This is a genomic window from Bradyrhizobium sp. NBAIM08 (assembly GCF_020193935.1).
Lineage (GTDB): Bacteria > Pseudomonadota > Alphaproteobacteria > Rhizobiales > Xanthobacteraceae > Bradyrhizobium > Bradyrhizobium yuanmingense.
Genome location: NZ_JADYVR010000283.1, coordinates 1 through 455, shown reverse-complemented (window position 1 = coordinate 455; position 455 = coordinate 1). Strand labels below are relative to the sequence as shown.

General features: G+C 69.5%; 1 protein-coding gene. It reads left to right on the top strand.

The genetic code is table 11. The features are described 5' to 3' along the window. Positions 1-111 precede the first annotated feature (111 nt). Positions 112-455 (top strand): helix-turn-helix domain-containing protein (locus I6F37_RS39510; RefSeq protein ID WP_225154305.1); only part of this gene is annotated, 344 nt, incomplete at its 3' end.

The following is a 455-nucleotide window of genomic DNA, read 5'->3' as shown; positions in this document are numbered from 1 at the left end:
CTGGAGACCTCTGCCAGGTTCTTGCCGCCCTCGGTGACGAGCTTGACGGCCTAGTGCAATATCAAGAGAGGTCTTGTGCAATCCGCGTCCGCTGATGGATGATCGTCGGTCATGAAGCCACCCACCTTCGTCCGCACCCTCTCCGATGAGGAGCGGCAGGCCCTGAAGGCCGGCCTCCGCTCCCCCGACGCCTTCACCCTCCGGCGGTGCCAGGCCCTCCTGCAGAGCGCCGACGGCTGCAGGCCCGGCGAGATCGCCGCCGCGGTCGGCTGCTGCGTCCAGTCCGTCCGCAACGCCATCCGCTCCTTCCAGGCCGAGGGGGTCGCCTGCATCCGCGAAAAATCCTCGCGGCCCAAGCAGACCCGCTCCGTCCTCGATGACGCCGGCCGCCGCCGGCTCCGCGAGATGCTCCACCGCAGCCCGCGCGACTTCGGCAAGGCCACCTCGCTCTGGAC